Source organism: Pseudomonas sp. MNR3A, assembly GCF_009650575.1.
GTDB lineage: Bacteria > Pseudomonadota > Gammaproteobacteria > Pseudomonadales > Pseudomonadaceae > Aquipseudomonas > Aquipseudomonas machongensis.
The window spans coordinates 39,610-63,856 of record NZ_VZZS01000012.1 but is presented as its reverse complement, the minus strand read 5'-3'; the positions used below and the strand labels follow the sequence as shown (position 1 = coordinate 63,856).

Annotated in this window: 16 protein-coding genes; 5 read left to right on the top strand and 11 right to left on the bottom strand. The window is 65.2% G+C overall.

Translation table 11 applies throughout. The features are described 5' to 3' along the window. Window positions 1-229 precede the first annotated feature (229 nt). The 7 genes from F6X62_RS10160 to F6X62_RS10130 all read right to left on the bottom strand — a co-directional run bounded on the left by F6X62_RS10160 (window position 230) and on the right by F6X62_RS10130 (window position 8,434). On the bottom strand, window positions 230-1,855 hold the full coding sequence (locus tag F6X62_RS10160) for a BatD family protein (protein ID WP_153773407.1): 1,626 nt from the start codon (window positions 1,853-1,855) through the stop codon (window positions 230-232). After that, complete coding sequence (locus tag F6X62_RS10155; protein ID WP_153773406.1) at window positions 1,852-3,576, bottom strand: tetratricopeptide repeat protein; 1,725 nt, start codon at window positions 3,574-3,576, stop codon at window positions 1,852-1,854. Before F6X62_RS10155 ends, F6X62_RS10160 begins: the two co-directional genes overlap by 4 nt. Continuing rightward, complete coding sequence (locus F6X62_RS10150) at window positions 3,573-4,649, bottom strand: VWA domain-containing protein (protein WP_054893620.1); 1,077 nt, start codon at window positions 4,647-4,649, stop codon at window positions 3,573-3,575. The genes F6X62_RS10155 and F6X62_RS10150 overlap by 4 nt, the downstream gene beginning before the upstream one ends. Next, window positions 4,642-5,136, bottom strand: a complete 495-nt coding sequence (locus tag F6X62_RS10145) for a DUF4381 domain-containing protein (protein ID WP_063543917.1) — start codon at window positions 5,134-5,136, stop codon at window positions 4,642-4,644. The genes F6X62_RS10150 and F6X62_RS10145 overlap by 8 nt, the downstream gene beginning before the upstream one ends. Further along, window positions 5,133-6,074: a DUF58 domain-containing protein gene (locus tag F6X62_RS10140; RefSeq protein ID WP_063543919.1), complete on the bottom strand. Its 942-nt coding sequence runs from the start codon at window positions 6,072-6,074 to the stop codon at window positions 5,133-5,135. Before F6X62_RS10140 ends, F6X62_RS10145 begins: the two co-directional genes overlap by 4 nt. Window positions 6,075-6,079: 5 nt before the next feature. After that, a complete protein-coding gene (locus F6X62_RS10135) occupies window positions 6,080-7,039 on the bottom strand; it encodes a MoxR family ATPase (protein WP_054893623.1) in 960 nt (319 codons plus the stop codon). A gap of 159 nt (window positions 7,040-7,198) precedes the next feature. Next, complete coding sequence (locus F6X62_RS10130; protein WP_371105597.1) at window positions 7,199-8,434, bottom strand: NCS2 family permease; 1,236 nt, start codon at window positions 8,432-8,434, stop codon at window positions 7,199-7,201. A 467-nt stretch (window positions 8,435-8,901) separates the two neighbouring features. On the opposite strand from F6X62_RS10130, the gene F6X62_RS10125 reads away from it, so the two are divergent. Beyond that, window positions 8,902-9,657 (top strand): GntR family transcriptional regulator, encoded by a 756-nt coding sequence (locus F6X62_RS10125; protein ID WP_151924144.1) that lies wholly within the window; start codon window positions 8,902-8,904, stop codon window positions 9,655-9,657. 200 nt (window positions 9,658-9,857) lie between these two features. Here the strand turns inward: F6X62_RS10125 and guaD are convergent, their stop codons facing one another. The 4 genes from guaD to xdhA form a co-directional block, all read right to left on the bottom strand. Beyond that, window positions 9,858-11,162, bottom strand: coding sequence for a guanine deaminase (gene guaD / locus F6X62_RS10120; protein WP_153773405.1), 1,305 nt, complete (start codon window positions 11,160-11,162; stop codon window positions 9,858-9,860). A 10-nt stretch (window positions 11,163-11,172) separates the two neighbouring features. Then, window positions 11,173-12,018, bottom strand: a complete 846-nt coding sequence (gene xdhC, locus F6X62_RS10115; RefSeq protein ID WP_153773404.1) for a xanthine dehydrogenase accessory protein XdhC — start codon at window positions 12,016-12,018, stop codon at window positions 11,173-11,175. A 117-nt stretch (window positions 12,019-12,135) separates the two neighbouring features. Then, the gene (gene xdhB, locus F6X62_RS10110; RefSeq protein WP_153773403.1) at window positions 12,136-14,535 is read right to left on the bottom strand and encodes a xanthine dehydrogenase molybdopterin binding subunit; all 2,400 of its coding nucleotides are present in this window, start codon (window positions 14,533-14,535) and stop codon (window positions 12,136-12,138) included. Then, window positions 14,528-15,982: a xanthine dehydrogenase small subunit gene (gene xdhA, locus F6X62_RS10105; protein WP_153773402.1), complete on the bottom strand. Its 1,455-nt coding sequence runs from the start codon at window positions 15,980-15,982 to the stop codon at window positions 14,528-14,530. Before xdhA ends, xdhB begins: the two co-directional genes overlap by 8 nt. 269 nt (window positions 15,983-16,251) lie before the next feature. Here xdhA and F6X62_RS10100 point away from each other — a divergent pair, with 269 nt between their 5' ends. From F6X62_RS10100 to ligA, 4 genes are all read left to right on the top strand, one after another. Then, the gene (locus F6X62_RS10100) at window positions 16,252-16,911 is read left to right on the top strand and encodes a GntR family transcriptional regulator (protein ID WP_063543931.1); all 660 of its coding nucleotides are present in this window, start codon (window positions 16,252-16,254) and stop codon (window positions 16,909-16,911) included. Between the two features lie 3 nt (window positions 16,912-16,914). Next, the gene (gene smc, locus F6X62_RS10095) at window positions 16,915-20,403 is read left to right on the top strand and encodes a chromosome segregation protein SMC (RefSeq protein WP_153773401.1); all 3,489 of its coding nucleotides are present in this window, start codon (window positions 16,915-16,917) and stop codon (window positions 20,401-20,403) included. A 204-nt stretch (window positions 20,404-20,607) separates the two neighbouring features. After that, window positions 20,608-21,492, top strand: a complete 885-nt coding sequence (gene zipA, locus F6X62_RS10090; RefSeq protein ID WP_054893632.1) for a cell division protein ZipA — start codon at window positions 20,608-20,610, stop codon at window positions 21,490-21,492. A 246-nt stretch (window positions 21,493-21,738) separates the two neighbouring features. Continuing rightward, complete coding sequence (gene ligA / locus F6X62_RS10085) at window positions 21,739-24,069, top strand: NAD-dependent DNA ligase LigA (protein ID WP_112897785.1); 2,331 nt, start codon at window positions 21,739-21,741, stop codon at window positions 24,067-24,069. Window positions 24,070-24,247: the final 178 nt, after the last annotated feature.

The following is a 24,247-nucleotide window of genomic DNA, read 5'->3' as shown; positions in this document are numbered from 1 at the left end:
TATGCCTGTGCCACAGGCGCGCTACGCCTGGTGTGTACGACTCGGTACCGCGCCGTGCGCCAAAGGGGTCGCGCGAAAATGCCACAGGATTCATTGGCCCGAAACAAACTGTAGGAGCGGGCTTGCCCGCGAAGCGCCGCGCGGGCGGCGCTCGATCTCAAGGGCACCAAAAATCTATCGGCGAGCACCTGTCAGCCCTCACGCAATCACATGCGAACACTGTGAAAAATCACTTGGGATAAAGCGGCGGCAAACCCCCACCATCCCCACCCACAGGCAACCCCTGCTGAGCCGAAGGAATATCTCCGATCGCCCGCCACAACTCATCCCCCTGCCAATGCTGCCCCGCCTCGCTGTAGAGCGCGCCATTGAGCCCATCCAGGGCATTGGACAAGGGCACGAAGCGCGCCGCCATCTCCGCCAGGGTCTCGGGTTGCTGCCGCGCCCAGGCATCCAGCGCCTGGCGCGTGGCCTGGGGATCGTTGGCGAGGGTCGCGCGCTTGAGATCGTCGAGCAGCGTACGCGGGCTGGGCCCACTCTGCGATGCGCGCAATACCGCCGGTTGCGAACGCGCCCGCCACCAGAGGGCAAAGCCCAGCAGCGTGGTCAGCGCCAATATCATCGTTGCCAGTTGCCACGGCCAGAGCAGCGCAGATCCGCTGCTGACATCCCCCACCGGCGTGTCGGCGCTCAACGCCGGGTTATCGTCGACCTTGATGCTTCGCGCCGGCAGGCTACTGTGCTCCAGATGGTCTTCGAGGGTGTTCCACCAGGTGACCTCCAGCGCAGGCAGCATCAGGTTGCCACTGTGGATCGGCACCAGCGCTTCGCGCTCCTCACGATTGGCGGTCATGCCGCGTTCGTTGATCTCGTTGCGCAGCAGGGGTTGGTCCGGGTAGCGGCGCAGGCCAGTGACCTCGGTAGCTGGCAGCGGTGGCAACTGCGTGCTGGACAGCCCCTCAGCGCGCAGGGTGATGCTGCGCGTCAGGGAATCACCAATCTGCGTCGGCTGCTGGTTCGGGTCGGGGTTCCAACGTTCTTCCAGGCTGAGGCTGCGGGCCGGGAGCCAGGTCACACCAGCAGGCCAGGTCGCAGGGATGGCCTTGACCTGCAGGTCAAGCGGCAGCGAGCTGACCTGCACCTGGCGCCCGCTGCGTGCCCCGCCGGCAGGCGGTTCAGTGCTGTCGGCAGCGGTGGCGGTGAAGGTCAGGGGAGGCACTTGCAGTACGCCGCTCTGTTGCGGATAAAGCGCGTAGCGGGTTTCGATCACGCCATGGCGCACGCCGTTGATTTCTTTCTCGTAGGTGCGCGACTCGCCCAGCGGCTCGACCTTGGCGTTCTCAAGGCGCAGCGGGCTGAGGTTGCTGTCGTCGTACAGCGACACCGAATGGTAGATGCGCAGGGTCAGTACGGCCTGGGCCTGGACGTAGACCTCGGAGCTGTCGAGGGTCGCCTCGATGAACACCTGCGAGGCGCTGTCCGGGCGATTGGGGTCGGGTTGTACCACTTGCAATTCGATGGCCTGGCTGCGCGACTGCCCCAGTTGCAACTCCGGGATCTGCAGGCTGCCGCTGCGCCGTGGCAGCAGGGTGACGATCCAGCGGGTGCTGGCACGGGTTTCGCCATCGAGGGTGTGCAGGCTGTTGAGCTGGCGGGTGCCGCGCACTTCGAAGTCGCCCTCCAGGGCGCGCAGGTCAGGTTTGCCGAACTGGGTGACATCCTGGCTTTCCAGCGTGAGCTCCAGGGTTTCGCCGGCTTCCACGCGGGTGCGATCGACACTCGCCTGCAGCGCCGGTTGGGCCTGGGCCAGGGTGAGCCAGAGCAGGCTGAGCAAGAAGACGCCGAGGCGACTCATCGTTGGGGTTCCTGATGCAATTGCTGTTCGTACCAGAATTTGCGTCGCAGCAACTGCGCCGGGTTGTCGGGGATCTCCCGCAACCACTGCTCCAGGGCCTGGCGCTGTTCGGCGTCGAGGCTGGTAGAGGTGGGCCGCTGCGGCGGCTGGGTGAGGCTGTCATCATCGCCGCCCTGGTTGCCGGACGACGCCTGGTTGTTGCTGTTGCTGGTGCTGTCGCCGCCGTCCTGCGCTGGGCTCTGTTCGTCGTTGCCGGGCGTGCCCTGGGCACTGCTGGAGGCCGAGCTGCTGTTGCCGTCGGTGTCGCGGCTCGGCGTCGGTTGTGCGTCGCTGGTGTCCGGTTTTTGCTCGGCGCGGCCCTCGCGTTGTTGCAGCAGTTGTTGCACCAGTGCCTGGTTGTCCAGCGCCGGTTGCAGGTCGGGCTGGCGCTCCAGTGCCTGCTCGTAGGCATCCAGAGCGGCATCCAGTTCGCCGGCGCGGGCCAGGGCGTTGCCTCGATTGTAGTGGGCCGCGGCGCTGTTGCCCTGGGCGAAGGCCTGGGCGGCGCCAGTGTAGTCGCCCGCCTGGTACAGCGCCATGCCGCGCCACTGCGGATCCTCGAAGCGCTGGGCGGCTTCGGCCGGGCGCTGGTGTTGCAGCAGGTGCTGGCCCTGTTGGTCGGGGCGACGCCAGAGGTCCTGGAATTCGAACGCCTGGCTCGGTTGGGGCAGGGCCAGCAGCAGTGGCAGGCAGAACAGCCAGCCGCGACGACCGGCGCAGGCGGCCAGCAGCAACAGGGGCAGCAATAGCCAGTAGCCCTGGTCGGCCCAGCTGTCCAGTTGCAGGGTCTGGCCGTCGTTGCGCAGGGCGCGGGGGGAGTCGAACAGGCCCAGACCGCGCAGGTCGAGATCGTCGATACGGGCATGCCGGTAGCGTCCGCCCGTGCCGGCGACGAAGCGCTTGAGTTCGGCGCTGTCCAGGCGTGGGACGAGGATGGCGCCCTGGTCATCCTTGAGGTACTCGCCACTGGCCTGGCGCACGGGCGCGCCCTCGGCGGTGCCGACACCGAGCATCAACAAAGAGGGGCCCTGGCGACCCAGGGCCTGGACGATACCCTGGCGCTCCTGCTGGCTGAGCGAACTCCCGATCAGCAGCACGCGGCCTTGCCCCAGGCCGCTCTGAGCGAGCAATGCCAGGCCCTTTTGCACTGCCAGGTCGGCGCGGTGGCCGGGCTGCGGCATGATCGAGGGGTCGACGGCCTCGAGCAGGTTGCGTGTGGTGCCCAGGTCATCCGACAGTGGCACCAGGGTGTGCGCGCTGCCGGCATAGACGATCAATGCGGTCTGGCTGTCGCGACGGTGTTCGAGCAGGTCGAGCACCTTGCGTCGGGCCTGTTCCAGACGGTTGGGCGGGCTGTCTTCGGCGAGCATCTGCGGGGTCAGTTCGAGCAGGATCACCAGCGGGTCGGCAGGGCGTTGGCGGGTTTCTTCCAGGCGCTGCCAGCTGGGCCCGAGCAGGGCCAGGAGCACCAGCAGCCAGGCCAGGCCCAGGGCGATCCACGGCAGCTTGCTGGTGCTGCCATTGCCGCCCCCGAGCAACACTGCATGGAACTGCGGCGGCAGGATCATCTGCCAGCGTCCGGCACGTTTGCGCCGATGCCAGAGCTTGAACAGCAGCCAGCCGAGCAGGGGCACCACCAGCAGCCAGAGTGGGCGCAGCCATTGTGGCCAGAGTTCGATCATCGCCGCCTCCTCAGGCGCAGGCGCTTGAGGCGCTGGCGCCATTCGGGGTGGGGCTGCAGAAAGCGTGGTCGACGCAGCGCGCGTTGCAGCAGATTGTCAGGCCACTGCACGGCGATCACCAACAGGACGCTGAGCAGCAGCGCCAGGGCCAGCGGCCAGGCATACAGCTCCCTGGCGGTGCGCGCCTGGGTGGGTTGCTGGGCTACTGGTTCGAGCTGATCGAGGGTGTCACCGATGCTGTTCAGCTCGGCGCCGTCATGGGCGCGGAAATAGGCGCCATGGGTGAGCTCGGCGATTTCCTTGAGCGAGGCTTCGTCCAGGTCCAGGCTCGGATTCAGGCCGAGCAGGCCTGGAGTACCACTGGCGTCGGGGTTGGCGCCGATGCCGATGGTGTAGATGCGTACGCCTTCCTGGGCCGCCAGGCGCGCGGCCGTCAGGGGATGTATCAGCCCGCCGTTGTTGGCGCCATCGGTCACCAGCACCAGCACCCGGCTCTGTGCCGGGCGCTGACGCAGGCGCTTGACCGCAAGGCCGATGGCATCGCCGATGGCGGTGTTCTTGCCGGCGATGCCGATCTGCGCTTCGTCGAGGAAGGTACGCACGGTGCGTCGGTCGAAGGTCAACGGGGCTTGCAGGTAGGCCTCGCTGCCGAACAGGATCAGCCCGACCCGGTCGCCTTCACGGTCCTGGAGAAAGTCACCGAGCAGCGCCTTGACCAGGTCGAGGCGACTGATTTCGTCGCCTTTCCATTGCATGTCGGGGAAGTCCATCGAGCCCGACACGTCCACCGCTACCAGTAGGTCGCGGCCACTGGCCGCGATCGGTACCGGGTCGCCCAACCACTGCGGCCGGGCGGCTGCCAGCAGCAGAAGCAGCCAGATCACCACGAACGGCGCCTGCTGGCGCCAGGTTGGCAGGTTGAGGCGGGCGCGGCGCCCGGCAAGGCCTTCAAGTTCATCGAGAAAGCCCACCTTGAGCACCGGCTCGCCGCTGTCGGCGGCAGGCAGCAGCAGGCGCATCAGCCAGGGCAGCGGCAGCAGGGCGAAGATCCACGGCCAGGCCAGGTCAAACATGTTTGCGAATCCAGGTCTCGACCGCCTGGGCGAGCCCGGCGATGGCCTTGTCGTCGAGCTTGCACTCGGGCTTGTAGGCGCCTTCGACCAGTACCATCCAGCGGGTCAGGCCGGCGGCTGGACAGCGGTTGTCGAGAAACGCCAGCCACTGGCGACCGTTGAGCGTGTGGCTGTTGGCGCCAGGGTAGTGATTGCGGCACAGGCGTTTGAGCAGGGCATTGATCTGCTGCAGCCAGGCACCCGCCGGTGCACCGTCGTAGGGGCGCGGCAAGCGGGCGAGTTCGGCCAGGGCTTCGACGCGGATCGGGTCCAGCGGCTGTTCGGCGGGCGGCGCCTGGCGTCGGCCTGGCCGCCAGCGGCGCAGGCGCCACAGCCCCCAGCCGAGCAGCGGCAGCAGGGCCAGCAACAGCCACCAGCCCGGCGCCGGTGGCCACAGGCCGATGGCCGGCGGGGCGATCAGGGGTTGCAGTTGGTCGAGCGGGTTCATTGGCCGCTTCCCGGACGCTGATTGAGGTACTCGCGCAACTGCTCGATCATTTCGCTCTGGGTGCTCAACGGCATCAGCACCACGCGCATTTTCTGCGCCAGCAGTTCCCAGCGTTCGATACGTGCTTCGGCCTGGTGGCGATAGAGCTGGCGCAGGTTGGCGTCCAGGGTGTCGAGCTCCAGGTGCGCGCCGCGTTGAGCGAAGCGTAGCAGGCCAGCGGCGGGCAGGGCGTGGTCGAGAGGGTCGGAGACCGGCATCAGCAGCACGTCGCAGTGGCGTGAGAGCATTGCCAGGTGCTGTTCGACGGCTGGGGTGAGTGCGCGTTCGTCGCAGATGACGATAGCCAGGCTGCCGGGGCGCAGCACTTCGCGCGCACGGCGCAAGGCCAGGCCCAGGCTGTCGGATTGGGACAGCGCTTCGGTGTGCAGCGACTGGTTGACCTTGGCCAGGCGGTTGAGCAGTTGCAGCAGGCTCTGCTTGCTGCGCCGGGGCTTGATCTCGTGGTGTTCGTTGTCGCCGAACACCAGGCCGCCGATGCGGTCGTTATGGCCCAGCGCCGCCCAACCGAACAACGCCGCCGCCTGGGCCGCGAGCACCGACTTGAACATCAGGCCCGAGCCGAAGAACAGGCGCTGGCTCTGCTCGACCATGATGAAGATCGGCCGCTCACGCTCTTCATGGAACAGCTTGGTGTGAGGTTCCTGCGTGCGAGCGGTGACACGCCAGTCGATGTTGCGCACATCGTCGCCGGCCTGGTACACGCGCACCTGGTCGAAGTCGACCCCGCGTCCGCGCAGCTTGGAGTGGTGCAGGCCCACCAGCGGGCTGCGCTGGCCGGGCCGGGAGAACAGCTGGATCTCGCGTACGCGGTGGCGCATGTCGATCAGCTCGGCCAGGCCGATGCGGATGCCGGGTTCGGCGAGGTGCGTGGCGGGCATGGGGGTCAGGCGACGGCGACGACGTCGAGGATACGCTGTACCACACGGTCCTGGTCGATGCCCGCAGCTTCGGCTTCGAACGACAGGATGACGCGGTGGCGCAGCACGTCGAACAGCACGGCCTGGATGTCTTCCGGGCTGACGAAGTCGCGCCCGGCCAGCCAGGCATGGGCACGTGCGCAGCGGTCCAGGGCGATCGAGCCACGGGGGCTGGCGCCGTAGGCGATCCAGTCGGCCAGTTCGCTGTCGAACTTGGCCGGGGTGCGCGTGGCCATGACCAGTTGCACCAGGTATTCCTCCACGGCATCGGCCATGTACAGGCCGAGGATTTCCTTGCGTGCGGCGAAGATCGCCTGCTGGCTGACCTGGCGCTCCGGCTTGACCTCGCCGCCCAGCGCCTCGCCACGGGCCTGCTGGAGGATACGACGTTCGACGGCAGCGTCGGGGAAGCCGATTTTCACGTGCATGAGGAAACGGTCGAGTTGCGCTTCGGGCAGCGGGTAGGTGCCTTCCTGCTCGATCGGGTTCTGCGTGGCCATGACCAGGAACAGCGGCGACAGCTCGTAGGTGCTGCGGCCCACGCTGACCTGGCGCTCGGCCATGGCCTCGAGCAGTGCCGATTGCACCTTGGCCGGGGCGCGGTTGATCTCGTCTGCCAGGACCAGGTTGTGGAAGATCGGCCCTTGCTGGAACACGAAGCTGCCGGTTTCCGGACGATAGATCTCGGTGCCGGTAATATCGGCCGGCAGCAGGTCGGGGGTGAACTGGATACGGTGGAACTGCGCCTCGATACCCTCGGCCAACTCCTTGATGGCCTTGGTCTTGGCCAGGCCCGGTGCACCCTCGACCAGCATATGCCCGTCGGCGAGCAGGACGATCAGCAGGCGCTCGACCAGCTTCTCCTGGCCAAGGATCTGGGAGGAGAGAAAGGTGCGCAGCGCGATCAGCGCTTCACGGTGTTCCATCGTCGGCGGTTCCTGGAAATGGGCCGGGCGCTTGGGGGAGGGCGGTTGCCGGGCAGGGGGTGATACTTTAATCCATCCAGGGGTGCGGCGACCAATTGGGTTTCCGAAAAATTCCTGACGGCTGGGGTGGGCCGGGCCCGTTGCGGGCCCGGCGACGTTTCAGAGGAACACGAACTTGGCGATGAAGATCACGCACAGCACCCACAGGCTTGCGGAAATTTCCTTGTACTTGCCGGTCCCGGCCTTGAGCACGACGTAGCTGATGAAGCCCAGGGCGATGCCGTCGGCCACCGAAAAGGTCAACGGCATCATGATCGCGGTGACGATCGCCGGGATGCTGTCGGTCGCCTCGTCCCAGTTGATGTGCGCCATGCTGCCCATCATCAGCATCGCCACGTAGATCAGCGCGCCGGCCGTGGCGTAGGCGGGGATCATCCCGGCCAGCGGGGCGAAGAACATCGCCGCGACGAACAGCAGGCCGACCACCACCGCCGTCAGGCCGGTGCGCCCGCCCGCGGCGACCCCGGCGGCACTTTCCACGTAGCTGGTCACCGGCGGTACACCCACTGCGGCGCCGAACACGCTGGAGGCACTGTCGGCTTTAAGGGCACGCGACAGGTTCTCGATCCGACCGTCCGGGGCCACCAGGTTCGCCCGCTGCGCCACGCCCATCAAGGTGCCGGCGGTGTCGAACATGTGCACGAACAGGAAGGCCAGCACCACGCTGATCATGCTGACGTTGAAGACACCGGCCACGTCCATGGCCATCCAGGTCGGTGCCAGGCTCGGTGGCAGCGAGAACACCCCGCCATACTGCACCAGGCCCAGGCCCCAGCCGGCCAGGGTCACGGCGATGATGCTGATGAGAATGGCGCCGAACACCCGGTGGTAGCTCAGCACCGCGATCATCAGGAAACACACGGCCGCCAGCAGCGGTCCGGGCTCATGCAGCGAACCGAGCTTGATCAGCGTCGCCGGGCTGTCGACGATGATGCCGGCGGTCTTCAGGCCGATCAGCCCGAGGAACAGCCCGACCCCGGCACCCATGGCATGGCGCAGGCTCACCGGAATGCTGTTGAGCAGCCACTCGCGCACCCGCGACAGGGTCAGCAGCATGAACAGCACGCCCGAGACGAACACGGCGCCCAGCGCGGCCTCCCAGGTGTAGCCCATGGTGCCGACCACGGTGTAGGTGAAGAAGGCGTTGAGCCCCATGCCCGGTGCCAGGCCCACCGGCCAGTTGGCGTACAAGCCCATCAGCAGGCAGCCCAGGGCGGCGGCGATGCAGGTGGCGACGAAGGCGGCACCGTGATCGATACCGGCGTCGGCCATGATGTTGGGGTTGACGAAGATGATGTAGGCCATGGTGATGAAGGTGGTCATCCCGGCGATCATTTCGGTCCTGACGGTCGTGCCGTGGTGCCGGAGTTTGAAGATCCGCTCCAGCCATCCCGGTCGGGGCGACGCAGCGAGATCCAGCGTTGGGGCTTCGGATTTGCGGCTTTCCACAGCGAGTACTCCTCAAGTCTTTCTTGTTGTTCTGGAGCCTTGGTCCTGCGCATGCACTTGGCGGCTCCGCGAGGGGGTGGCAGACGCCTGACGGCTTTGTTGACTTTTGGGTCAGGAAGTTGCTCGGTGGATTATGCTTTTGTGTACAAAGAATGCAAATAATGTTTTATCTTTTGTGCGCACAATCTGCGTCAGCGCAGCTATATGGGAATTGGCCACCTGCAGAAACGGCTCAGCCTGTGTACAATGCGCAGATACCTTGATCCCTTTTTTCACCCCAGGACTTGCCAGCCACCCTCTGACAGGTATTACAGTCGAGGTTCCACTGGCCGATCCCTTGTGCTCGAGTGCCCATGAACGAACAGCTGCAACCTCTGAAGAAACCTGCGCGCACAGCCAAGGCCGGCCGCAGCGGTACCCAGGACGACATCGTCTATGCGCACATTTTCGAGGCCATTCTCGAACAGCGCCTGGCGCCGGGCACCAAGTTGAGTGAGGAAGCGCTGGGCGAAATCTTCGGCGTCAGCCGCACCATCATTCGCCGCGCCCTGTCGCGTCTGGCCCATGAAAGCGTGGTGCTCCTGCGACCCAATCGTGGTGCGGTCGTGGCCAGCCCTACGGTGGAGGAGGCGCGCCAGGTGTTCTTCTCCCGGCGCATGGTCGAGCGCGCCATCACCGAGCTTGCGGTGCAGCACGCCACCGGCGAGCAACTCAACGAACTGCGCCAGATGGTCCGTGATGAGCGCGACAGCTTCTCGCGTGGCGATCGTGGCGCCGGCATCCGTCTTTCCGGCGAGTTCCACCTCAAGCTGGCCGAGGCGGCCGGCAATGCACCGCTGGTCAGCTTCCAGCGCAGCCTGGTGTCGCAAACGTCGTTGATCATCGCCCAGTACGAAAGCGGCAATCGCTCGCATTGCTCGTACGACGAGCACATGCAGCTGATCGACGCCATCGAGGCGCGTGATGCCGAGCAGGCGGTGAGCCTGATGATGCATCACATGGATCATATCGACAGCAAGCTCAACCTTGACGAAGACAGCGCGTCCGACGACCTGCATGCGGTGTTCTCGCACCTGCTGAAAAAACCCAAGGCTGCCGCCAAGGGTTGATCGTTTGCCTGAATGAATGACCGAGGGCTGCTGCGCAGCCCATCGCGGGACCAGCCCGCTCCCACAGGTTGGACTGCTGCCAAGTTGGACATGAATCCAACCTTTGCGGCAGTTCAGGTACAGCACACCCCTCGGGACTGGTGCTTTCTCTGTGGCAGCGGGCTCGTCCAGCGATGGGCCGCGCAGCGGCCCTTTGTGTATCAGCGCCGATGTACCGAGCGCCCCGCGGCGAAGGTCTCGCGCACGGTACGGTCATCGCCCAGGGTGGTCAGCACGAACAAGGTCTCCTCGATGCTGTTGGATTGCTGGATGCGGTAGTCCAGCAGCGGCGTGGCCTTGTAGTCGAGCACCACGAAATCGGCATCGTTGCCGGCGCGCAGGCTGCCGATGCGGTCGTCCAGGCGCAGGGCGCGGGCGCCGCCGAGGGTTGCCAGGTACAGCGACTTGTACGGGTGCAGGCGCGCCCCCTGCAGTTGCATCACCTTGTACGCCTCGTTCAGCGTGTTGAGCAGCGAGAAGCTGGTTCCGGCGCCTACGTCGGTGCCAAGCCCGACATTGACCTTGAAACGCTCGGCCTGGGGCAGGTTGAACAGACCACTGCCCAGGAACAGGTTGGACGTCGGACAGAAGGCCACGGCCGAGCCGGTTTCGGCCAGGCGCTGGCATTCCTCGTCGCACAGGTGCACGCCGTGGGCGAACACCGAGCGCTCGCCCAGCAGTTCGAAATGGTCGTAGACGTCCAGGTAGCCCTTGCGCTCGGGGAACAGTTCCTTGACCCAGTCGATCTCCTTGAGGTTCTCCGACAGGTGGGTGTGCAGGTACACGCCCGGATGCTCCTTGAGCAGTTGCCCGGCCATGGCCAATTGCTCGGGCGTGCTGGTGGGCGCGAAGCGCGGCGTCACCGCATAGTGCAGGCGAGCCTTGCCATGCCAGCGCTGGATCAGCGCCTTGCTCTCGCTGTAGCTCGACTCGGCGGTGTCGGTCAGGTAGTCAGGGGCATTGCGGTCCATCATCACCTTGCCGGCGATCAGGCGCAGGTCCAGGCGCTCGGCCTCCTCGAACAGGGCGTTGACCGACTCCGGGTGCACGCTGCCGAACACCAGCGCGGTGGTGGTGCCATTGCGCAGCAGTTCCTGCAGGAAGATCTTCGCCACCTTGTCGGCATGGGCCTTGTCGGCGAACTGCTTTTCGCAAGGGAAGGTGTAGGTGTTCAGCCAGTCCAGCAGTTGCTCGCCGTAGGAGCCAATCATGCCGGTCTGCGGGAAATGGATATGGGTGTCGATGAAGCCCGGGGTGATCAGGGCATCCTGGTAGTGCACCACCTCGATACCGGCGTCGAGGGTCGGCAGCAGGTCGCTGGCGTGCCCCAGGGCGCTGATGCGGCCTTCGTCGACCACCAACAGGCCGTCTTCGTAGTATTCGTGGGAGGCCTCCAGGCCGACCTCGGCAGGGTCGGCGATGCTGTGCAGGATGGCGGCACGGTAGGCTTTGCGGGTTGCAGTCATAAAGCGCTCGTCAAATGGCTTGGCTGCGCCGGGAGGGCGGCAGCAACTGGGCAATGGGGCCTGCATTGGCGCCAGCGTCATGCTGGCCGAAGCAGGCGTTGTAGGTGGCGATGATTTCGCCGGCGATGGACACCGCGATCTCGATGGGCAGCTTGCCCTTGACCTCCGGCAGGCCCATGGGGCAGCGCATGTGTGCCAGCACGGCATCGTCGTAGCCGCGCTCGCGCAGGCGGTGTTCGAACTTGACCCGTTTGGTCTTCGAGCCGATCAGGCCGAACCAGGTGAAGTCGTTGCGCTTGAGGATGGCGGCGGTCAGTTCCAGGTCGAGCTGGTGATTGTGGGTCATGACGATGCAGTAACTGCCCGGCGGCAGTTCGGCCACTTCGTCGACCGGCTCCTCGCTGACCACCTTGGTCACCCCGTGGGGGATAAGCGGCGGGAACTCCTGCTCGCGCGAATCGATCCAGCGCACCCGGCAGGGCAATGCGGCGAGCAAGGGTACCAGAGCCCGGCCGACATGGCCCGCGCCGAACACCGCGATCTGCGCCTGCACCGGCGCCATGGGTTCGAACAACAGCACCGTGACGCCGCCACAGCACTGGCCCAGGCTCGCGCCCAGGCTGAAGCGCTCCAGATGCGGTGTGCTGCGCTGCTCGGCAAGCATCTGCCGGGCGATGTGCAGGGCCTTGAACTCCAGGTGCCCGCCACCGATGGTGTCGAACAGGTTGCTGGCGCTGACCACCATCTTCGAGCCAGCGTTGCGTGGCGTCGAGCCGCGCTCCTCGATGATGGTCACCAGGATGCAGGGTTCGCCGCGGGACTGGTGGTCGGCGAGGGCATTGATCCATTGGTGCATGATGTAGCCTCTCTAAACCATGCTGAGGGCCCTGTAGGAGCGGGCTTGCCCGCGAAGAGGGCGGTAAGGCCATCTTCACATTCGCGGGCAAGCCCGCTCCCAGGGAATCCCTCGCTGTCAGTGGGTGACGGTTTCCAGTTCTTGTTCGGTCGGCTGCTGTTGCGCCGCTGCCTTGCGCATCTGCTCGCACCCCCACAGCACCCGCTCGGGTGTCGCCGGGGCGTCGATGTGCGGCTGCACGCGATAGTCGGCGAGGCTCGCCACCGCATCCTTGATCGCGCACCAGGCGGCGATACCGAGCATGAACGGCGGCTCGCCCACTGCCTTGGAGTGGAACACCGTGTCCTCGGGGTTCTTGCGGTTCTCCACCAGCTTCACGCGCAGGTCCAGGGGCATGTCGGCCACCGCCGGGATCTTGTAGCTCGCCGGGCCGTTGGTCATCAGCTTGCCCTTGGCGTTCCACACCAGTTCCTCGGTGGTCAGCCAGCCCATGCCCTGGATGAAGCCACCCTCGACCTGACCGATGTCGATCGCCGGGTTCAGCGAGTCGCCGACGTCGTGCAGGATGTCGGCGCGCAGCATCTTGTACTCGCCGGTCAGAGTGTCGACGATCACTTCGACGCAGGCGGCGCCAAAGGCGAAGTAGTAGAACGGTCGGCCGCGCGCCTGGCTGCGGTCGTAGAAGATCTTCGGCGTGCGGTAGAAGCCCGTGCTCGACAGCGACACCTGGGCGAAGTAGGCCTGTTGCACCAGTTGCTCGAAGCTCAGCAACTGGTCGCGCACGCGTACATGGCCGTTGCGGAACTCGACATCTTCCTCGGTGACCTGGTAGTGCCGGGCGGCGAACTCGGTCAGGCGTTTCTTGAGGATTTCGGCCGCGTTCTGCGCCGCCTTGCCATTCAGGTCGGCACCGCTGGACGCCGCCGTTGGCGAGGTGTTGGGCACTTTGTCGGTGTTGGTGGCAGTGATCTGGATGCGGTTGAAATCGACCTGGAACACCTGCGCCACCACCTGGGCGACCTTGGTATTCAAGCCCTGGCCCATCTCGGTGCCGCCGTGGTTGAGGTGGATGCTGCCGTCGGTATAGATGTGGATCAAGGCGCCCGCCTGGTTGAGGAAGGTGGCCGTGAACGAGATGCCGAACTTCACCGGGGTCAGAGCCAGGCCCTTCTTCAGCACCGGGCTGTGTTCGTTGAACTGGCGGATCGACTTGCGCCGCTCGGCATAGTCGCTGCTGGCTTCCAGGTCGGCGGTCATTTCCTCGAGCAGGTTGTGCTCGACGGTCTGGTAGTAGTGGGTGACGTTGCGTTCGGTCTTGCCGTAGTAGTTGGCCTTGCGCACCGCCAGTGGGTCGAGCGCCAGGTGGCGGGCGATGTGGTCCATCACCTGCTCGATGGCGACCATCCCCTGCGGGCCGCCGAAGCCGCGGTAGGCGGTGTTCGACGCGGTATTGGTCTTGCAGCGGTGGCCGTTCACCGTGGCGTCGCCCAGGTAGTAGGCGTTGTCGGAGTGGAACATGGCGCGGTCGACGATCGAGCCGGACAGGTCCGGCGAATAACCGCAGTTGCCGGCCAGGTCGAATTCAATGCCGTGCAGGCGGCCTTCATCATCGAAGCCGACGTCATATTCGACGTAGAACGGGTGACGCTTGCCGGTCATGGTCATGTCCTCGACCCGCGGCAGGCGCATCTTGGTCGGCTGCCCAGTGAGGCGCGCGATCACCGCGCACAGGCAAGCGGGGCTGGCGGCCTGGGTTTCCTTGCCACCAAAACCGCCGCCCATGCGGCGCATGTCCAGCACCACCTTGTTCATCGGCACGTCGAGCACCTCGGCGACAAGCTTCTGCACCTCGGTGGGGTTCTGCGTCGAGCAGTAGACGATCATGCCGCCGTCTTCGGTGGGCATTACCGAAGAAATCTGGGTTTCCAGGTAGAAGTGCTCCTGGCCGCCGATGTGCAGGGTGCCTTGCAGGCGATGCGGGGCACTGGCCAGGGCCTTGGCCGAGTCGCCGCGCTGGTGGGTGTGGCTGTCGAGCACGAAATGTTTCTTGCGCAAGGCCTCGACCACATCGAGCACCGGTTCCAGGTCTTCGTATTCGACGATGGCCGCCAAGGCGGCGCGGCGAGCGGTGTCCAGGTCGCGGGCGGCGACGGCGAGCACCGGCTGGCCGAAGAACTCGACCTTGTCGATGGCCAGCAGCGGATCGCCCGCGACCACCGGGCCGATATCCTTGAGCCCAGGGATGTCCTCGTGAGTGATGGCGATGCGCACGCCTTCGAACTGATAGCAGGGAGTCGTGTCGATGCGTAGGATGCGCGCGTGAGCACGGTCGGCGGTGCGCGCATAGACGTGCAACTGGTTGGGGAATTCCAGGCGGTCGTCGATGTACACCGCTTCACCTGACACGTGCTTGTCGGCGCTGTCGTGCTTGACGCTGCGACCGACCCCGCTGGTCAGGTCCTGGCTGAACAGTTCGGCCATCTCGGCCTGGCTCTTGACGGCGTGATGGTTAGACATAAGCGGTCACCCGGGTCTCGATGTACGGCGATTGCTGTTCGATGAAGTATTTGCGCAGCAGATTCTGCGCGGTCAGCAGGCGGTATTCCTTGCTGGCGCGAAAATCCGTCAGGGGGCTGAAGTCTTCGGCCAGTGCCTGGCAGGCGCGCTCGATGCTCGCCTGGTTCCAGGGCTTGCCAAGCAGTGCCGCCTCGCAGGCACGGGCACGCTTGGGAATCGCTGCCATGCCACCGAAGGCGATGCGCACGCCGCCGACCACGCCGTTCTCGATGTTCAGGTTGAACGCTGCGCATACCGCAGAAATGTCATCGTCCAGTCGCTTGGACACCTTGTAGGCGCGGAACGTCCACTCGCTGCTGGCGCGTGGCACCAGGATCTTCTCGATGAACTCGCTGTCCTGGCGGGCAGTGATGCGGTAGTCGATGAAATAGTCTTCCAGCGCCAGGGTGCGCTGGCGATCGCCCTGGCGCAGGACGATCTGTGCGTTGAGGGCGATCAGCAGGGGTGGCGAGTCGCCGATCGGCGAGGCGTTGCCGATGTTGCCGCCCAGGGTGCCCTGGTTGCGGATCTGCAGCGAAGCGAAGCGGTGCAGCAGGGCGCCGAAGTCGGGGTATTCCTCGTTCAGCGCGCCATAGCAGTCGGTGAGCGGGGTGGCGGCGCCGATTTCCAGGTGGCTGCTGGTCTTGTCGATGCGCTTGAGCTCGGCGACATGGCCGACATAGATCATCACCGGCAGGGTCTTGTGGAACTGGGTGACTTCCAGTGCCAGGTCGGTGCCGCCTGCGAGCAGGCGTGCCTCGGGGTGCGAGCTGTACAGGTCGGCCAGGTCGGCGACGGTCAGCGGGACCAGGCAGCGCTTGTCACCACTGTTGAGCTCGCCAGTCTGCTGCGGGGCGATGGCCTGGAGACGGGCGATGGTCTGCGCCTTCTGGGCGTCGAACTGGTCCTGGCAGGGGCGGGCGCAACTCTGCTCGGCGGCGTCGAGTATCGGCCGGTAGCCGGTGCAGCGGCACAGGTTGCCGGCCAGGGCTTCCTGTGCCTGGTGCAGGTCGTGGCCGCTGCTGTTCTTCTGCAGGGCGAACAGCGACATGACGAAGCCTGGAGTGCAGAAGCCGCACTGCGAGCCGTGGCAGTCGGCCATGGCCTTCTGCACGCTGTGCAGCTCGCCCTGGTGCTTGAGGCCCTCGACACTGATCAGTTGCTTGCCGTGCAAGGAGGAAACGAACGTCAGGCAGGAGTTGAGGCTGCGATAACGCAGCGTCGGCTGGCCCAGGTCATCCGGGGTCAGTTCGCCCACGACCACGGTGCAGGCGCCGCAGTCGCCGCTGGCGCAGCCTTCCTTGGTGCCGGGTTTGCCCAGGTGCTCGCGCAGGTACTGCAGCACCGTCATGTTCGGGTCCAGGGCGTGCTCGTTGCGCAGCTCCTGGTTGACGAGAAACTGGATCACGGGGAAGGCCTCGTAATGGTTTTATTGTTGTTGGGCGGACTCTAAGCAAGGGCTGACCTTGAGGTCAATATTTTTCTGACTCAAAGGTCAAGATTTTGCCCGTGCCGGGTTCTGGCCGCCCAACCCTGTCTCTTTACAAGCATAGATCGCGCCGGGCATGGCAACTGACCGACAGGTCGCACAAAGCCTCGCGCGCCGCTGCGCGCAAGCCCGGCGAGTGCGCTACAATCGCGCCTTTCGTGCCCCGTTTTCGATTCCGAAGGAAAATCATGACGTTCAAGGCGCCGGACAGCCTCTCCGAGCAAATTGCCCACTACCTGGCCGAGCGGATCATTCGCGGCGAGCTTGCACCCGGCGAGCGCATCCAGGAGCAGAAGGTCACCCAGGCCCTGAATGTCAGCCGCGGCTCGGTACGCGAAGCGCTGCTGATTCTTGAACGTCGTCATCTGGTGGCGATCCTGCCGCGCCGCGGAGCCCACGTCACCGAGCTCGACGAGCACAGTGTGCGCAGCCTGTGCAGCCTCATGGGCGAGCTGTACATCCTGCTGGGCAACGCCGTCGCCCAGCAGTGGCGCAGCGAGACCGACCTGCTGCCGTTCCTGGAGATCCAGCAGCGCCTGCACCAGGCCCGCAACAACCTGGACATCAAGGCGTTCGTCGCCGAAAGTTTCGCCGTCATGCGCGCTGCCTTCCCCTTCGCACGCAACCCTTACCTGCAGGAGACCGTGGAGAACCTGCAGCCGGCCATGAGCCGCGCCTACTACCTGGCGCTGGATCAACGCCAGGCCAGCATGGACGACTACGTCGACCTGTTCGCCCGCCTGCTGGAGGCGGTATTGCTGCGCGACCTGCCGCGTATCCGCGAGGTGCTGATCGCCTATTGCCAACGCAGCTGCGAGCTGGTGTTGGCTGCGCTGGCGCAGGCCTGACCGATGCGCCTCAAGTGCATTCGCCTGGCCGGGTTCAAGTCGTTCGTCGATCCCACCACGGTCAATTTCCCCAGCAACATGGCGGCGGTGGTCGGGCCCAACGGCTGTGGCAAATCCAACATCATTGACGCCGTACGCTGGGTCATGGGCGAAAGCTCGGCGAAGAACCTGCGTGGCGAGTCGATGACCGATGTCATCTTCAACGGCTCCTCCGGGCGCAAGCCGGTGAGCCAGGCGAGCATCGAGCTGGTGTTCGACAACAGCGACAGCACCCTGGTCGGTGAATACGCCGCCTATGCCGAGATCTCCATCCGTCGCAAGGTGACCCGCGACGCGCAGAACACCTACTACCTCAACGGCACCAAGTGCCGCCGCCGTGACATCACCGATATCTTCCTCGGCACCGGCCTGGGCCCGCGCAGCTACTCGATCATCGAGCAGGGCATGATCTCCAAGCTGATCGAGGCCAAGCCCGAGGAGCTGCGCAACTTCATCGAGGAAGCGGCGGGGATCTCCAAGTACAAGGAGCGTCGCCGCGAGACCGAGAACCGCATCCGCCGCACCCAGGAGAACCTGGCGCGCCTGACCGACCTGCGCGAAGAGCTGGAGCGCCAGCTCGAACGCCTGCATCGCCAGGCCCAGGCCGCCGAGAAATATCGCGAATACAAGGCCCAGGAGCGCCAACTCAAGGCGCGCTTGTCGGCACTGCGCTGGCGTGCACTGGATGAGCGCGTGCGTCAGCGCGAAAGCATCATCGGTGACCAGGAAGTGGCCTTCGAGGCACTGGTGGCCGAGCAGCGCAATGCCGATGCCAGCATCGAACGCCTGCGCGACGGGCACCATGAGCTGTCCGAGCGGTTCAACCAGGTGCAGGGGCGCTTCTATTCCGTAGCGGGCGATATCGCCCGGGTCGAGCAGAGCATCCAGCACGGCCAGCAGCGCCTGCGCCAGTTGCAGGATGATCTCAAGGAAGCCGAGCGCACGCGCCTGGAAACCGAGTCGCACCTGGGCCACGACCGCACCCTGCTGGCGACCCTGGCCGAGGATCTGGCGATGCTCGAGCCCGAGCAGGAAATGACCCTCGCCGCCGCCGAAGAGTCCGCTGCGACGCTCGAGGAGGCCGAGCGGGGCATGCACGGCTGGCAGGCTCAGTGGGACGATTTCAATACCCGCTCCGCCGAGCCACGGCGTCAGGCCGAGGTCCAGCAGGCACGCCTGCAGCAACTGGAGAGCAGCCTGGAACGTCTGGCCGAGCGCCAGCGCAAGCTGAGCGAAGAGAACCAGCAACTGGGCGCCGATCCCCAGGACGCCGCCATGCTCGAACTGTCGGAGCAGGTGGCCAGCAGCGAGTTGCAGCTCGAAGCGTTGCAGTTGCAGGAGCAGCAGGTGGTCGAGCGGCTTGAGGCTGTGCGCGAGCAACTGCAGCAGGCGACCCAGGCCCAGCAGCAACAGCAGGGTGAATTGCAGCGCCTGGGCGGGCGTCTGGCGTCACTGGAGGCCCTGCAGCAAGCGGCCCTCGAACCCGGCAGTGGCGCGGCTGAATGGCTGCAGGGGCAGGGCTTGGGCAGCCGTCCGCGCCTGGCTGAAGGGCTGCGTGTGGAGCCCGGCTGGGAGCTGGCGGTGGAGACCGTGCTGGGTGCCGACCTGCAGGCGGTGCTGGTGGACGATTTTGCTGCACTTGATTTTGCCGCCCTGGAGCAGGGCGACCTGCGCCTGCTGCAGGCGAGCGGCGAGGGTGCGCGCCTGCCCGGCAGCCTGCTGGACAAGGTCGACGGACGCATCGATCTGGCACCCTGGCTCGGCCAGGTCAAGCCGGTCGAATCCCTGGAGCAGGCCCTGGCCCTGCGCGCCACGCTTGAAGAGGGCCACAGCCTGGTCAGCCGCGATGGCTACTGGGTGGGCCGGCATTTCCTGCGGGTCAGCCGCGGTGGCGAGTCCCAGGGTGGCGTATTGGCGCGAGGGCAGGAGATCGAGCGCCTCGGCCATGAGCAACTGGAGCACGAGGCGTTGCTCGAACAGCTCACGCAGCAGCTGCAAAACCTTCGCGAGCAACAGCTCGCCCATGAAGAACAGCGCGAGCAACTGCGCCGCCGCAGCCAGGACGAAAACCGGCAGCTTGGCGAGCTGAAGGCGAGCCTGTCTGCCGGGCGTGCTCGTGCCGAACAGTTGGAGCTGCGCCGCCGCCGCTTGCAGGAAGAACTGGCCGAACTCCAGGAGCAACGCGCCCTGGAGCATGAGCAACTGGGCGAAGCACGCCTGGTGCTGCAGGAGGCTCTGGACCTCATGGCCCAGGACACCGAGCAGCGTGAACAACTGATGGCCCGTCGCGACACCCTGCGCGAAACCCTCGACCGCGTCCGCCAGGAGGCCCGTCAGCACAAGGACCATGCCCACCAGTTGGCAGTGCGCCTGGGTTCCCTGCGCGCCCAGCACGATTCCACGCGCCAGGCCCTGGAGCGTCTTGAGCAGCAGGCTGCACGGCTGAGCGAGCGCCAGGAGCAGTTGAGCCTCAACCTTGAAGAGGGCGAGGCCCCGCTTGAAGAGTTGCGCCTGAAGCTCGAAGAGCTGCTCGAACGGCGCATGAGTGTCGATGAGGAAATGCGCCAGGCGCGCCTGCACATGGACGAGGCCGATCGCGAACTGCGCGACGTCGAAAAACGCCGTGCCCAGGCTGAACAGCAGGCCCAGTTGTTGCGCGGGCAACTGGAACAGTCACGTCTGGAGTCCCAGGGGCTGGATGTGCGGCGCAAGACCCTGCAAGAGCAATTGCTCGCGGACGGTTACGACCTGCAGGGTGTGCTCGCCACGCTCGAGCCCGAAGCCAGCGAGCAGGGGACCGAGCAGGAATTGGAGCAGACTGAAGCGCGGATCCAGCGCCTGGGCGCGATCAACCTGGCGGCAATCGAGGAGTACGAGCAGCAGTCCGAGCGCAAGCGCTATCTCGATGCCCAGAACGCTGACCTGGTCGAGGCGCTGGAGACGCTCGAGAACGTCATCCGCAAGATCGACAAGGAAACCCGAAACCGTTTCAAGGATACCTTTGATCAGATAAATGCCGGATTACAGGCACTTTTCCCAAAAGTTTTCGGTGGCGGCAGCGCTTATCTGGAACTGACGGGCGAAGATCTACTCGATACAGGGGTGACGATCATGGCGCGCCCGCCGGGCAAGAAGAACAGCACCATCCATTTGCTGTCCGGCGGCGAGAAGGCACTGACCGCATTGGCGTTGGTGTTCGCCATCTTCAAGCTGAACCCGGCACCGTTCTGCATGCTCGACGAAGTCGATGCGCCGCTGGACGATGCCAACGTCGGGCGTTACGCCCGGTTGGTGAAGGAAATGAGCGAGACCGTGCAGTTCATCTACATTACGCATAACAAGATTGCCATGGAAATGGCTGATCAATTGATGGGGGTCACCATGCATGAGCCCGGTTGTTCACGTCTTGTTGCAGTTGATGTGGAGGAGGCGATGGCCATGGTTGACGCCTGATGCGTGAAGATTGGGGGATATCGGTAGGCAAATGCGCCTTGCATGTGCGACAGACGGTGTAAAGTTGTCTTTGGTCGTGCTAGCTTAATGTCACTCGTTTTTTGCGTGGGTAAAACGCCTGTCAGAACATAGAGTTGGCGCCACGTGTTAAAGGGCTTTGAAGCCTTTGTTTTCAAGCATATTTTTATAGAGGCACGGGATTACATGGAAATCGGTCTGCGCGAGTGGCTGATCGTCATCGGCATCATTGTCATCGCCGGTATTCTTTTCGACGGCTGGCGCCGCATGCGCGGCGGCAAGGGCAAGTTGAAGTTCCGTCTGGATCGTAGCTATTCCAACCTCCCGGACGACGAGGGCAGTGCCGAGGTGCTCGGCCCTGCGCGCGTCCTGGACACGCATAAAGAGCCGGAGCTGGACGAAACCGACCTGCCGTCGATGAGCGCCCCGGCCCGTGAACGCGAGCGCGAGCCAAAGCCGGCCAAGGCGCCCAAGCGTGGCAAGCGTGCTGCTGCCGAGTCGCAGCAGGGCGACCTGAATCTGGTCGCTGAACCGCGCGAGCCGGATCTGTTCGCCGACAGCGATGATGACTTCAGTGCCGACAACAACCGCAACAGCGGTTTCGCCACGAGCAACAACGCCGCCAAGGAGTTGCCTCCGGTCGAAGAGGTGCTGGTGATCAGCGTCATCTCCCGTGACGAAGGTGGCTTCAAGGGCCCGGCGTTGCTGCAGAACATCCTGGAAAGCGGCCTGCGTTTCGGCGAGATGGACATCTTCCATCGTCACGAAAGCATGGCCGGTCACGGCGAGGTGCTGTTCTCCATGGCCAACGCGGTCAAGCCAGGCATATTCGACCTGGATGACATCGACCATTTCAGCACCCGTGCGGTCAGCTTCTTCCTTGGCCTGCCCGGCCCGCGTCATCCGAAGCAGGCCTTCGACGTGATGGTTGCCGCCGCGCGCAAGCTGGCCCACGAGCTCGACGGTGAGCTCAAGGATGACCAGCGCAGCGTGCTGACCGCGCAGACCATCGAGCACTACCGCCAGCGTATCGTCGAGTTCGAGCGCCGTGCGCTGACCCAGAAGCGCTGATAGATCCAGACTCAAGAGCAGCCCATGGGATTGCTGGTCGGTTCGGCAGATGACGTTGCCTGTGCCGGCCCCATTGCCGGACAAGCCGGACGCCGCACCGCCGCTCCCACAGATACACGATTGTCTGTGGAAACGGCGGTGCGGCGTCCGGCTTGTCCGGTGATGAGGTCAGTACATGCTGAACAGCATCCCGATCCGCGCCGGCATCACCCAGGCTGCTCTTTTGCTTTGCAAGAGACCTGAAAGATGAACGCCGAAAACCGAATCCACGAACTGCGCGCCGAACTCGACCAGCACAACTATCGCTACTACGTGCTGGACGAGCCCAGTGTGCCCGACGCCGAATACGACCGGCTGTTCAACGAACTCAAGGCCCTGGAAGCCGAGAACCCACACCTGGTCACTCCTGACTCGCCCACCCAGCGCGTCGGCGGTGCAGCCTTGGCGGCCTTCACCCAGGTGCGCCACGAGATCCCGATGCTCAGCCTGGGCAACGCCTTCGAAGAGGCCGATCTGCGTGAGTTCGGGCGGCGCGTGGTCGAAGGGCTCGACCAGGCCGAGGCGGTCGACTACAGCTGCGAGCCCAAGCTCGATGGCCTCGCGGTGAGCCTGTTGTATCGCGACGGCCAGCTGGTGCAGGGCGCCACCCGTGGCGACGGCACGACCGGCGAAGACATCAGCACCAACGTGCGCACCATCCGCAACGTCCCGTTGAAGCTGCATGGCAGCGGCTGGCCTGAAGTGCTCGAAGTGCGTGGCGAGGTGTACATGAGCAAGGCGGGCTTCGAGCGGCTCAATGCCGCTCAGGCCGAAATCGGCGGCAAGACCTTCGCCAACCCCCGCAACGCTGCCGCTGGCAGCCTGCGTCAACTGGACTCGAAGATCACCGCCAGCCGCCCGCTGGAATTCTGCTGCTATGGCATCGGCCAGACTTCAGCGAGCGTCGGCGACAGCCATATCGGCATCCTCGAGCAGCTCAAGGTCTGGGGCATGCCAATCAGCCCTGAGCTCAAGCACGCCGCCGGTATCGAACAATGCCTGGCCTATTACCAGGACATCGGCGCCCGCCGCAACGCGCTGCCCTACGAAATCGACGGCGTGGTGTTCAAGGTCAACAGCCTGGCGGCGCAGCGCGAGCTGGGTTTCCGTGCGCGTGAGCCGCGCTGGGCCATCGCCCACAAGTTCCCGGCCATGGAAGAACTCACCGAGGTGCTGGACGTCGAGTTCCAGGTCGGCCGTACCGGCGCGGTGACTCCGGTCGCCCGTCTCAAGCCGGTCAAGGTGGCCGGGGTGACCGTATCCAACGCCACCCTGCATAACATGGACGAGATCGCCCGCCTGGGCCTGCGCATCGGCGACACGGTGATCATCCGCCGTGCCGGTGACGTGATCCCGCAGGTGATGCAGGTGGTGCTCGATCGTCGCCCTGATGACGCCCGCCCGGTCGAGGTGCCGAGCGCCTGCCCGGTGTGCGGCTCGCAGGTCGAGCGCACGCAGTTGGTCAAGCGCAGCAAGGGCAAGGAGACCACCAGCGAAGGGGCGGTGTATCGCTGCGTCGGCCGCCTGGCCTGTGGCGCCCAGCTCAAGCAGGCGATCATTCACTATGTGTCGCGCCGGGCGATGGATATCGACGGCCTTGGCGAGAAGAGCGTCGAGCAATTGGTCGACGAAGGCCTGATCGGTTCCCCGGCAGACCTGTACAAGCTGCAGTTCGAGCAGATCGTCGACCTGGAGGGCTTCGCCGAAGTCTCCAGCCGCAAGCTGCTCGAAGCCATCGAGGCGAGCAAGCGCCCGCCGCTCGCGCGCTTCATCTTCGCCCTGGGCATCCCCGATGTGGGCGAGGAGACCGCCAAGGTCCTGGCCCGCTCCCTGGGCAGCCTGGAGCGGGTGCAGGTGGCGCTACCGCAGGTGCTGACCTACCTGCCGGACATCGGCCTTGAAGTCGCCTACGAGATCCACAACTTCTTCGAGGATGCGCACAACCGCGAAGTCATCCAGCAGTTGCTCGACAGCGGCATGCAGTTACAGGACCAGGGCGAGCTGGCGGCGGAGTTCGCCGCCAGCACCACCCTTGCCGGCATGATCGCCAAGCTCGATATCCCCTCGGTCGGCCCGACCGGCGCCGAGAAGCTGGTGGACAAGCTCGGCACCCTCGACAAGATCATCGCCGCCGACGGTATCGACCTGCGCCAGGCCCTGAATACCAAGCAGGCCGATGCCGTGCGCGAGTTCTTCAAGGTCGAGGCCAACCAGCAACTTGCCCGCGCCATCGAAGCCCAGCTCCAAGCGTTCGGCATGCACTGGCACAGCGAGAAGAAAACCACCGAGGGCCTGCCCCTGGCCGGTCAGACCTGGGTGCTGACCGGCACCCTGGAGCGCATGAGCCGCGACATCGCCAAGGACAAGCTGGAAAGCCTCGGCGCCAAGGTGGCGGGCTCGGTGTCCGGCAAGACCCACTGCGTGGTGGCAGGTCCGGGGGCGGGGTCGAAGCTGGCCAAGGCCAGTGAGCTGGGGGTCAAGGTGCTGGACGAAGAGGCCTTCGTCGCCTTCCTGGCGGGGCAGGGCATCACGGTTTGAGGTTCAGTGCCGGCCTATTCGCGGGCAAGCCCGCTCCCACAGGTAAATCTGCAGCTGTCGTGGTACCTGTAGGAGCGGGCTTGCCCGCGAAAGCGCCAGCGCAAACACCCAGAATCTTCCGGGCGAAAAGGACAAGTCCTTGAGAAATGATGGTTTTTTTGCCATCAAAGGTTGTAAC

Coding starts and splice junctions, on each gene's coding strand:
- F6X62_RS10145 (WP_063543917.1), bottom strand. CDS start 5,136: ATGAACCCGCTCGACCAACTGCAACCCCTGATCGCCCCGCCGGCCATC.
- ligA (WP_112897785.1), top strand. CDS start 21,739: ATGAACGCCGAAAACCGAATCCACGAACTGCGCGCCGAACTCGACCAG.
- zipA (WP_054893632.1), top strand. CDS start 20,608: ATGGAAATCGGTCTGCGCGAGTGGCTGATCGTCATCGGCATCATTGTC.
- F6X62_RS10125 (WP_151924144.1), top strand. CDS start 8,902: ATGAACGAACAGCTGCAACCTCTGAAGAAACCTGCGCGCACAGCCAAG.
- F6X62_RS10160 (WP_153773407.1), bottom strand. CDS start 1,855: ATGAGTCGCCTCGGCGTCTTCTTGCTCAGCCTGCTCTGGCTCACCCTG.
- F6X62_RS10100 (WP_063543931.1), top strand. CDS start 16,252: ATGACGTTCAAGGCGCCGGACAGCCTCTCCGAGCAAATTGCCCACTAC.
- F6X62_RS10140 (WP_063543919.1), bottom strand. CDS start 6,074: ATGCCCGCCACGCACCTCGCCGAACCCGGCATCCGCATCGGCCTGGCC.
- F6X62_RS10155 (WP_153773406.1), bottom strand. CDS start 3,576: ATGATCGAACTCTGGCCACAATGGCTGCGCCCACTCTGGCTGCTGGTG.
- F6X62_RS10130 (WP_371105597.1), bottom strand. CDS start 8,434: ATGATCGCCGGGATGACCACCTTCATCACCATGGCCTACATCATCTTC.
- guaD (WP_153773405.1), bottom strand. CDS start 11,162: ATGACTGCAACCCGCAAAGCCTACCGTGCCGCCATCCTGCACAGCATC.
- F6X62_RS10150 (WP_054893620.1), bottom strand. CDS start 4,649: ATGTTTGACCTGGCCTGGCCGTGGATCTTCGCCCTGCTGCCGCTGCCC.
- xdhC (WP_153773404.1), bottom strand. CDS start 12,018: ATGCACCAATGGATCAATGCCCTCGCCGACCACCAGTCCCGCGGCGAA.
- smc (WP_153773401.1), top strand. CDS start 16,915: ATGCGCCTCAAGTGCATTCGCCTGGCCGGGTTCAAGTCGTTCGTCGAT.
- F6X62_RS10135 (WP_054893623.1), bottom strand. CDS start 7,039: ATGGAACACCGTGAAGCGCTGATCGCGCTGCGCACCTTTCTCTCCTCC.
- xdhB (WP_153773403.1), bottom strand. CDS start 14,535: ATGTCTAACCATCACGCCGTCAAGAGCCAGGCCGAGATGGCCGAACTG.